General features: G+C 30.3%; 11 protein-coding genes (1 of these 11 cut by a window edge). 6 read left to right on the top strand and 5 right to left on the bottom strand.

The features are described from left to right. Nucleotides 1-145 precede the first annotated feature (145 nt). From dnaB to INR78_RS10320, 6 genes are all read left to right on the top strand, one after another. Nucleotides 146-1,675: a replicative DNA helicase gene (dnaB, locus tag INR78_RS10295; RefSeq protein WP_027879980.1), complete on the top strand. Its 1,530-nt coding sequence runs from the start codon at nucleotides 146-148 to the stop codon at nucleotides 1,673-1,675. A gap of 31 nt (nucleotides 1,676-1,706) precedes the next feature. After that, nucleotides 1,707-2,735, top strand: coding sequence for an AI-2E family transporter (locus tag INR78_RS10300; protein WP_223076450.1), 1,029 nt, complete (start codon nucleotides 1,707-1,709; stop codon nucleotides 2,733-2,735). 136 nt (nucleotides 2,736-2,871) lie between these two features. Beyond that, entirely contained in the window at nucleotides 2,872-4,056 is a 1,185-nt protein-coding gene (locus INR78_RS10305; RefSeq protein WP_036227329.1) for a hypothetical protein, read from the top strand. A 7-nt stretch (nucleotides 4,057-4,063) separates the two neighbouring features. Next, complete coding sequence (locus INR78_RS10310; RefSeq protein ID WP_106679649.1) at nucleotides 4,064-4,489, top strand: secondary thiamine-phosphate synthase enzyme YjbQ; 426 nt, start codon at nucleotides 4,064-4,066, stop codon at nucleotides 4,487-4,489. Between the two features lie 58 nt (nucleotides 4,490-4,547). Next, nucleotides 4,548-4,817 carry an EF-hand domain-containing protein gene (locus INR78_RS10315; protein WP_027879976.1) on the top strand — a complete coding sequence of 90 codons (270 nt, stop codon included), beginning with the start codon at nucleotides 4,548-4,550 and terminating at the stop codon, nucleotides 4,815-4,817. A 7-nt stretch (nucleotides 4,818-4,824) separates the two neighbouring features. Next, the gene (locus INR78_RS10320; RefSeq protein WP_223076452.1) at nucleotides 4,825-5,892 is read left to right on the top strand and encodes an adenylate/guanylate cyclase domain-containing protein; all 1,068 of its coding nucleotides are present in this window, start codon (nucleotides 4,825-4,827) and stop codon (nucleotides 5,890-5,892) included. Here the strand turns inward: INR78_RS10320 and INR78_RS10325 are convergent. From INR78_RS10325 to thrS, 5 genes are all read right to left on the bottom strand, one after another. Continuing rightward, nucleotides 5,879-6,700 (bottom strand): HAD family hydrolase, encoded by an 822-nt coding sequence (locus INR78_RS10325; RefSeq protein WP_223076453.1) that lies wholly within the window; start codon nucleotides 6,698-6,700, stop codon nucleotides 5,879-5,881. The genes INR78_RS10320 and INR78_RS10325 overlap by 14 nt on opposite strands. Nucleotides 6,701-6,802: 102 nt before the next feature. Continuing rightward, entirely contained in the window at nucleotides 6,803-7,147 is a 345-nt protein-coding gene (gene rplT, locus INR78_RS10330; protein WP_027879973.1) for a 50S ribosomal protein L20, read from the bottom strand. A 98-nt stretch (nucleotides 7,148-7,245) separates the two neighbouring features. Further along, nucleotides 7,246-7,443, bottom strand: coding sequence for a 50S ribosomal protein L35 (rpmI, locus tag INR78_RS10335; protein ID WP_027879972.1), 198 nt, complete (start codon nucleotides 7,441-7,443; stop codon nucleotides 7,246-7,248). Between the two features lie 59 nt (nucleotides 7,444-7,502). Beyond that, nucleotides 7,503-8,012 (bottom strand): translation initiation factor IF-3, encoded by a 510-nt coding sequence (gene infC / locus INR78_RS10340; RefSeq protein ID WP_255593148.1) that lies wholly within the window; start codon nucleotides 8,010-8,012, stop codon nucleotides 7,503-7,505. 70 nt (nucleotides 8,013-8,082) lie between these two features. Beyond that, on the bottom strand, nucleotides 8,083-9,607 hold the 3' portion of the coding sequence (gene thrS / locus INR78_RS10345) for a threonine--tRNA ligase (protein WP_223076454.1). It continues 410 nt past the right edge of the window; only the last 1,525 of its 1,935 coding nucleotides appear in the window; its start codon lies beyond the right edge, outside the window — the gene reads right to left on this strand; its stop codon occupies nucleotides 8,083-8,085.

Genomic DNA, 9,607 nt, shown 5'->3' on the forward strand with positions numbered 1-9,607 from the left:
TGAGATTAGCTCAATTTCTAATTAAGGTTTTCTTAACAATTTATTTACTTTCGTTAACTCGAAAAAAAATGAAATTTCTTGAGATTTACACTCAAAAAATTAACTGTAAATCGTTATATTTTAATCTATTATTTTATATCAATAAATGAAACAACCAAATCAATTAAAAGGTTACCAAGTAGATAAAAGCACCTTGATAAATCTAGAAAGAGGTAAGGTGCCACCACAAGCTATTGACTTAGAAGAAGTGGTTTTAGGTGCTATGATGATTGATAAAAAAGGTGTAGATGAAGTTATTGATATTTTAAGCGCAGAAGCATTCTATAAAGAAGCACATCAACACATTTTTGAAGCTATCTTTATGCTGTTTCAAGAAAGCCAACCTATAGACTTATTAACAGTTTCAACACAATTAAAGACTAACGGTAAGTTAGATATGGTTGGTGGTGACTTTTACTTAATATCTTTAACGCAAAAAGTATCTTCTTCTGCGCATATCGAGTTTCATGCACGTATTATTTTGCAAAAATATATTCAGCGAAGCTTGATTAAAATTTCTAGTGAAATTATTGAAGATGCTTATGACGAAACTAAAGATGTTTTTGATCTGTTAGATAGTGCAGAATCTAAATTATACGAAGTTACACAAGGTAATATTAAAAAATCTAGTGAAACTGCTCAAGATCTTGTAATACAAGCAAAAAAGAAAATTGAAGAAATCTCTAAAAAAGAAGGAATGAGTGGTATTCCTTCTGGTTTCGATAAACTAGATAAGTTAACTTCTGGTTGGCAAGAAAGTGATTTAATTATCGTAGCAGCAAGACCAGGTATGGGTAAAACAGCATTAACGCTAACTATGGCTCGTAATATTGCCGTAAACTCTAACATACCGGTGGCGTTTTTCTCATTAGAGATGGCATCTGTACAGTTAATTACTCGTCTAATTTCTAGTGAAACAGGATTGTCTTCAGAAAAATTAAGAACAGGAAAACTAGAAAAACACGAATGGGAACAACTTAACGTAAAAGTAAAATCTTTAGAAAAAGCACCACTTTTTATTGACGATACACCTTCGCTTTCAATTTTTGACCTACGTGCAAAAGCTAGACGTCTAGCGTCGCAACATGGAATAAAGATGATTATTATTGATTATTTGCAGTTAATGACAGCGTCTGGTACAGGTGGTAACCGTGAGCAAGAAATTTCAACCATTTCACGTAACTTAAAAGCTTTAGCTAAAGAGTTAAGTGTACCAGTAATTGCTTTATCACAGTTATCTCGTGCGGTAGAAACACGTGGAGGAAGTAAACGTCCATTATTATCAGATTTACGTGAATCTGGAGCAATCGAGCAAGATGCAGATATTGTAAGTTTTATTTATCGTCCAGAATATTATAAGATTGACGAATGGGATGATGAAGAACGATCACCAACAGAAGGTCAAGCAGAATTTATTGTTGCAAAACACCGTAACGGTGGACTAGAAAACATAAGGCTTAAATTTATTGGTCATCTTGGTAAGTTTGACAATTTAGACGACTTTGATACACCTTTTGGACAAGAATATCATAGTAAAATGAATGAAACGAATGATGATCCTTTCCCACAATCTAATTTCCCATCTGCTAATGATGCTTTTGGAGCACCAGATGAAGATAATGATGTACCATTTTAATTAATACATTTTTTAGCAACAACGACCAACGATGGATAAAATAAAAACTACCAATTATTTGCTTTTAATAATTGTAATTCCAATACTATTCTATCTTTTAAAGATTTTGTCATTTATCTTTATTCCATTGGTGTTTTCAATGTTTATTGCATTATTATTCTTACCAATATTAAGAAATTTAAGAAGACGTAAAGTACCTAAATATTTAAGTATAGTATTAGTTTTATTACTTATAGTTGCAGGAGTTTGGATGGGTATAGAGTTAATTAAATTATCAAGTAAAGAAATATTAACTTCAGATTCTCACTTTTTTGATAAAGCCCAATTAAAAATAAATAGTTTAGTTGGTAGCCTCGAATCTTTTTTTGGAATTCAACAAGTAGAAGGAGTAAAGACTATAAATAAGTATTTAAATAAAGATGTTATTTTAAATAACTTATCTCCAACAGTTAGCTTTATTTCTAAATTTTTAACAGCTTTACTTACTACAACCTTTTTTGTGGTATTGTGGTTAGCAGAATCTATTAATGTAGAGCGATTAATTAATAGAACACTTTTAAAACAAAAGCACACCTCTATAAAAACATTTAGAAAGATTGAAAAAGACTTAATAAAATTTATAAAAGTTAAGTTTTTGGTTAGTTTTCTTACTGGTATTGGTACTGGTTTAGCATGTTACTTTTTTGATGTTAGTTTTCCTATATTTTGGGGCTTATTTGCATTTATTATCAATTTTGTGCAAATGGTAGGCTCTTTTATTACCGTAATTTTATTATCTATTTTTGCTTTTGTAGAATTAGAAATATCTAGTGTTTTACTCTTTTTTATCATTTCTATTACATCTGTTCAAATATTATTTGGCGCTATTTTAGAACCAATTTTTATGGGAAAATCATTTTCTATAAATATTATTGCAGTTTTAGTAATGCTTATGTTTTGGGGATTTATATGGGGCGTACCAGGTTTAATTATGGCAATTCCTATTACTGTTTTTATTAAAATAATTTTAGAACAGTTTCCTCGAACAAAAATAATTTCAGATTTACTTTCAGGTTCTTAAACCTTACTTAAAATGATATTAAAAAATTAAAAAAAGCACTTTTTTTGTTTATCTTTCATCTATGAAGAAAACATTTTTTTTAATACTTTTTTTATCAATCACATTTCAAAGTTTTGCGTCATATGTTCTAATTCCTATGGATGCAGATACGCAAAAAAATCACTTAAAAGCTTACGGTATTACGTATTGGACTTTAAGCCAACAACTAAAAGTTAAGTGGTTACTCAATTATCGTGGTGGTTCTTTTTTATTACCAGATTCTGAAAGAATTCAACGCGAATGTCAAATAAGAGGCGTAAGTTTTGAAGTCATTTCTGATGTTAAAGCCGAAAGTATTTTAAAAGAAATAAGCAGTCCAAGTAAAAATATGGAAGCAGTAGTTTTAGAAAAAGCTCCTAAAATTGCTGTTTATACACCTAAAGGAAAATTACCTTGGGATGATGCTGTAACAATGGTATTAACTTATGCAGAAATACCTTACGAAACTGTTTACGATGAAGAAGTTTTAAAAGACGAATTATTACTTTATGACTGGTTACATCTTCATCATGAAGATTTTACAGGTCAATATGGTAAATTTTATGCTAGATATAGGCAAGCTGCTTGGTATATTGAAGAAAAAAAATCAGCAGAAGCCTTAGCTACAAAATTAGGTTACAAAAAAGTTTCTGAAGAAAAACGAGATGTAGCTTTAAAAATAAGAGATTACGTAGTTGGTGGCGGATTTATGTTTGCTATGTGTAGCGCAACAGATAGTTTTGATATTGCGTTATCTGCAGACGGCGTAGATATTTGCGAACCAATGTTTGACGGCGATGCAAGCGATGCAAATTATCAAGCAAAAATTGATTTCAATAAAACCTTTGCTTTTAAAGATTTTACTTTAGAGCGTAGTCCATTGGTTTACGAATTTTCTAGTATAGATATGACTACAAAGCGTAAAATACCTAAAGAAACAGACTACTTTTCTTTAATGGATTTTTCAGCAAAATGGGATCCAATTCCAACCATGTTATGTCAAAATCACACTGCGTTGGTTAAAGGTTTTATGGGACAAACCACTTCTTTTGACAGAGAAGAAATAAAATCTAATGTATTAGTCATGGGCGAGAATAAGACCAATGGAGAAGCAAAATATATTCACGGTATAAAAGGTAAAGGTTTTTTTACATTTTATGGAGGTCATGACCCAGAAGATTATACACATAAAGTTGGTGATCCAAAAACCGAATTAGATTTGCATCCAACATCTCCTGGCTACAGATTAATTTTAAACAATGTTTTATTTCCTGCAGCAAAAAAGAAAAAGCAGAAAACTTAATATTTAGATGAAATTTTTTCAAAAAGAAATAAGTTTAACACCACAAAAAAGAGGATTTCATTTAATTACTTCAGAAATTTTAGATAAAATTTCAACTGAAATTCAAAGTATAAAAATTGGTCAACTTCAGGTATTTATTAAACATACTTCTGCAAGTTTGACCATAAATGAAAATGCAGATCCAACCGTTAGAGTAGATTTTGAAAGCTACATCAATAGGTTTGTTCCAGAAAATGAACCTTATTATAAACACACTTATGAAGGTTCAGATGATATGCCAGCACATATTAAAGCGTCATTATTTGGAGCTTCTGTAACTATTCCTATAACAAACGGAAAACTCAATTTAGGGATTTGGCAAGGTATTTATTTGTGTGAACATCGTAATTACGGAGGTAGTAGAACAGTTGTAGTAACAGTATTTGGTAATTAACGTTTCATTACAATCTTGCAAACTTTCATTTTGTATCTTTATTAAAAAGGAAAGTAATATGTCAACCAAGGAAACCATTTTAAAAAAAATAGAAATACTAATCACTAACCATTTTAAAACTCCAGAAGAAGCATTTGCTTTTTTTGATAAAGATGGCAATAAAACATTATCTATTTCAGAAATTAAAGAACTTTTAAAACAAGCTGAAATTAGTGGTTTTATAAGAGGCATTGTTGCAAGTAAGCTTATTGAAGGTTACGATAAAGATGGAGACAAGCAAATAAATTGGGCAGAATTTAAGGCTGCAATAGACGAGATTTCTAAATAAAAAACAATTGAGATATTATTTTGTTCAATTTATAAAACTACTATTTTCTACCACTTTATTCTGGTCTGGAGCATTCTGTTTATTTATTACTATAAGATATTTTGCAATAGGAGCAGAAGAAGGTATTGCAATAACTGATTTTTCTTTTGCAAAACTCTTAAAGTTTGGGTTGTACTTAGGCGGTCTTATAGGTCTTTTGTATGCTATTGTAGAGTTTGTTTTTGATAAATTTGTAGCTAAAAACCTATCGCTTTCAATTATAATTTTCTTAAAATTTTTAGTGTATTTAGTTGGTATGATTTTATTCTTATCAATTATATATGCTAGAGCAGAGGTAGAGCTAGATTTAAATTTATCCAACGATTTAGGTTGGTGGCAACAAAACCAAGTGTTTTGGTTATTGGTTGGTTATTTTATTATCTGTTCTCAAGTTTTTACATTTATTAAAATAGCCAATGAAAAATTTGGTCAAGGTGTCTTTTTTAATTTTTTAATAGGAAAATATAGAAAGCCAAGAGAAGAACGACGCGTTTTTATGTTTTTAGATTTAAAAGATTCGACCACGTTAGCTGAACAATTGGGACATTATAAATACAGTAAATTAATACAAAGCTGTTTTTATGATTTAAACCGAGTTATTGGACGTTATGATGCAGAAATCTATCAATATGTAGGAGATGAAGCTGTATTAAGTTGGACTTACAAAAGAGGTATACATCATAATAATTGTCTAAAACTGTTTTATAAATATAAAGAAGTACTTAAAAAAAAGGAGAAATGGTATTTAAAACAATTTGGAGTAATACCGACATTTAAAGCAGGTTTACACGGTGGTAAATTAATAGTAACAGAAGTTGGTACTGTAAAAAAGGAAATTGCTTATCATGGAGATGTTATTAATACTACAGCAAGAATACAAGGCGAGTGTAATAAGTATGAGCAATCATTATTAATTTCTGAAAGTTTATACAAAACCATGTATAACCTTCAGAAATATGATATAAAATCAATAGGTGAAATTCCTTTAAAAGGAAAAGAAGAACTAGTTAAAATATACGCTGTTAACCTTGTTTAGAAAGTTTAATATTTTCTAATAATGACGCTAGTACCATCTCTACACCAGCTTCATTATTGCTTTTTGTTATAAATCTAGCTGCTTTTTTTACATTTGGATGTGCGTTTTCCATAGCATAGCTATAGTAGGAACGTTCCATCATTTCTAAGTCATTATTATAATCTCCAAAAACCATTGTTTCTTCAGTAGTAATACCTAGATTTTTTTGAAGTTGTGATAAAGCAAAACCTTTATTAGCATTTTGATGAGAAATATCTAGCCAAACTTTACCAGAAACTTTTACTTTATAATTTGTTTCTAGATGTTTTACATGCGGGTATAATTGTTCTTCAGATCCATGTTTACAGTAAATGGCTATTTTTAAAAAGTCATCATTATCAATAGATGTTAAATCTTCTACTTGTTTGTATATGGTGTAAAATTCCTTAAGTAAGTTTATAAAACTTTCATTTTTTGTTTCGATATAAGCAGATTTTTTTCCGCAAAGAACAATTTCAATATCATCAAAAGACCTTAATAGTAAAATTAAATCTTTTATTTCTTCTTTAGGGATATTGATTACAAGCAAATCTTTACCTTGTTGTTTGGTTATAGCTCCATTTTCTGCAATAATGGTAATGTCGTTTGTTATACCATTAAGCTTATCTGTAATACTAAAATACTGTCTACCACTTGCAGCAACAAAGTGTATGTTTTCTTTTTTTAAAGCTTCAAATAAGTTAAAAAAGTTTTGACTTACTTCTCCTTGATTATTTAGTAATGTCCCATCCATATCAGAGACAACAAGTTTGACTTGAGACAATTTCATAAATTCAATTTTTAAAGTTAGTTGAATAAAAAAATCCGATTCAAAAAAGAATCGGATTTAATTTATATAAGCGAAGTATTGTTATACAATTGGCAAAAAGCCTTATTTTACTTTATTCACAATTGCTTCAAAAGCTTCTGGGTTGTTCATAGCTAAATCTGCTAAAACCTTACGGTTTAATTCGATATTATTAGCTTTTAATTTACCCATAAACTGAGAATAAGACATACCGTGTAATCTTGCACCTGCATTAATACGCGTAATCCATAATGCACGGAATGTTCTTTTTTTGTTTCTACGGTCTCTGTATGCATATTGCATAGCTTTGTCAACCGCATTTTTTGCTACTGTCCAAACGTTTTTACGACGTCCAAAGTAACCTTTTGCTTGTTTAAGCACCTTTTTTCTTCTGGCTCTTTTAGCTACAGAATTTACTGATCTAGGCATAATTTAATTGTTTTTTTGTAGTAGGCGGTTAATTGTTTAACACTTTGATTGAGCCTAACTCCAGGGTTTATAAATAATTTTAACCGGTTAAAGTCTTGTTACTTTAAACGTAACATGATTTTAACATTGTTCTCATCTGCATCATGTACTAATGCATCGTGAGTTAAAGCTAACTTACGTTTTTTAGACTTCTTTGTTAAGATGTGACTTTTAAACGCGTGCTTTCTTTTAATTTTACCAGTACCAGTAAGCTTAAAACGCTTCTTAGCACTAGATTTTGTTTTCATTTTAGGCATTTTGTTTCCTAGTTTTTATTATTTCGCTTATATTATTTTGACTCTTATTAAGAGTTTAATTATTTTTTTGGAGCAATAAACATTGTCATACGTTTTCCTTCAAGTTTAGGCATTTGTTCTACTTTTCCAAATTCTTCTAAATCTTGAGCTAAACGTAATAATAGTATTTGTCCTTGCTCTTTAAACACTATATAACGTCCTTTAAAAAATACAAATGCTTTTAGTTTTGCACCGTCTTTTAAAAACTTTTCTGCGTGTTTTTTCTTAAATTCATAATCATGATCGTCTGTTTGAGGACCAAATCTTATTTCTTTAATAACAACTTTAGATGCTTTAGCTTTTAAAGCTTTTTCACGTTTTTTCTGTTCGTAAAGAAATTTCTTATAGTCCATTACTTTACAAACTGGTGGATCTGCTTTAGGTGAGATTTCTACCAAATCAAGTTCTTGCTCTTCTGCTATTGCTAAAGCTTTTTTAATTGGGTAAATACCTACTTCTACATTATCTCCGACTACACGAACTTTTTCTGCTCTAATTTTAGAGTTAATTCTGTGTTGGTCTTCTTTAATAACTCTTGCTGGTCCTCTTGATCTTTTTCTACGTATTGCTATGGCTTTTCGTTTTTAGTTAAACTTAAATTTAAAATTGTTTTTTTGTTTTATTAATTTCTTTTTTAATAATTTCTGCAAATTCATCTACACTAATCGTGCCTAAATCTTCACCTCCGTGTTGTCTTACAGAAATTTTATTTTCTTTTTCTTCTTGCTCTCCTATGATAATCATGTAAGGCGTTTTATTCATTTCTGCCTCTCTAATCTTTTTACCAATAGTCTCGCTTCTATTATCTATAAGGGCGCGAATTTCGTGATTTTCTAGCAAAGTTAAAACATTTTGACCGTAATTTTCATATTTTTCACTAAGAGTTAACACAGAAACTTGTGTTGGCATTAGCCAAAGTGGGAAATTTCCTCCTGTATGTTCTAGTAATATTGCTATAAATCTTTCTAGACTTCCAAACGGTGCACGGTGAATCATTACAGGTCTGTGCGATTCGTTATCACTTCCTTTATATGTAAGGTCAAATCGTTCTGGTAAATTATAGTCTACTTGTATAGTCCCTAATTGCCATTGTCTACCTAAAGCGTCTTTTACCATAAAATCTAGTTTAGGTCCGTAAAAGGCAGCTTCACCTGTTTCTATAATATAATTTAAATTTTTCTCTTTTGTTGCATTTAGAATAGCTTTTTCTGCTTTCTCCCAATTTTCGTCACTACCTATGTATTTTTCTGGTTTTTCAGGGTCACGTAAAGATACTTGTGCTGTAAAGTTTTCAAATCCTAAAGATCCAAATACATATAATACTAAGTCTATTACATTTTTAAACTCTTGATCCAATTGGTCTGGTGTACAGAAAATATGCGCATCATCTTGAGTAAAGCCTCTTACACGTGTTAATCCATGTAATTCTCCGCTTTGTTCATATCTATATACAGTCCCAAACTCGGCATAACGTTTTGGTAAATCTTTATAGGACCATTGTGTGTTGTTGTATATTTCGCAGTGATGAGGGCAATTCATTGGTTTTAATAAAAATTCCTCATCTTCTTTAGGTGTTGTTATTGGTTGAAAACTATCTTCACCGTATTTGGCGTAATGACCAGAAGTAACATAAAGTTCTTTTTGGCCAATATGAGGTGTGACAACCATCTCATAACCTGCTTTTTTTTGAGCAGCTTTTAAGAAGTTTTCTAATCGTTCTCTTAACGCAGCGCCTTTAGGGAGCCATAAAGGTAAACCTTGTCCAACCTTTTGTGAAAAAGCAAATAACCCTAATTCTTTACCAAGTTTTCTATGGTCACGCTTTTTAGCTTCTTCTAAAAGTTCCAAATATTCTTTTAAATCCTTTTGTTTAGGAAATGAAATACCATATACACGTGTTAATTGAGGGTTGTTTTCATCACCACGCCAATAAGCTCCTGCAACAGACAATATTTTGACAGCTTTTATAATACCAGTATTAGGTATGTGTCCTCCTCGACATAAATCTGTAAAAGTAGAGTGATCACAAAATGTTATTTCGCCATCCTCTAAATTTTTTATTAATTCTGTCTTATATATATTGTCTTTATATAAAGATAGTGCATCAGATTTACTAACAGTACGC

Source organism: Mesoflavibacter sp. SCSIO 43206, from assembly GCF_019904215.1.
GTDB lineage: Bacteria > Bacteroidota > Bacteroidia > Flavobacteriales > Flavobacteriaceae > Mesoflavibacter > Mesoflavibacter zeaxanthinifaciens.

What these genes read in the sequence shown, in the direction of transcription:
- dnaB (WP_027879980.1), top strand. Translation starts at nt 146, where the DNA reads ATGAAACAACCAAATCAATTAAAAGGTTACCAAGTAGATAAAAGCACC.
- INR78_RS10300 (WP_223076450.1), top strand. Translation starts at nt 1,707, where the DNA reads ATGGATAAAATAAAAACTACCAATTATTTGCTTTTAATAATTGTAATT.
- INR78_RS10305 (WP_036227329.1), top strand. Translation starts at nt 2,872, where the DNA reads ATGGATGCAGATACGCAAAAAAATCACTTAAAAGCTTACGGTATTACG.
- INR78_RS10310 (WP_106679649.1), top strand. Translation starts at nt 4,064, where the DNA reads ATGAAATTTTTTCAAAAAGAAATAAGTTTAACACCACAAAAAAGAGGA.
- INR78_RS10315 (WP_027879976.1), top strand. Translation starts at nt 4,548, where the DNA reads ATGTCAACCAAGGAAACCATTTTAAAAAAAATAGAAATACTAATCACT.
- INR78_RS10325 (WP_223076453.1), bottom strand. Translation starts at nt 6,700, where the DNA reads ATGAAATTGTCTCAAGTCAAACTTGTTGTCTCTGATATGGATGGGACA.
- rplT (WP_027879973.1), bottom strand. Translation starts at nt 7,147, where the DNA reads ATGCCTAGATCAGTAAATTCTGTAGCTAAAAGAGCCAGAAGAAAAAAG.
- rpmI (WP_027879972.1), bottom strand. Translation starts at nt 7,443, where the DNA reads ATGCCTAAAATGAAAACAAAATCTAGTGCTAAGAAGCGTTTTAAGCTT.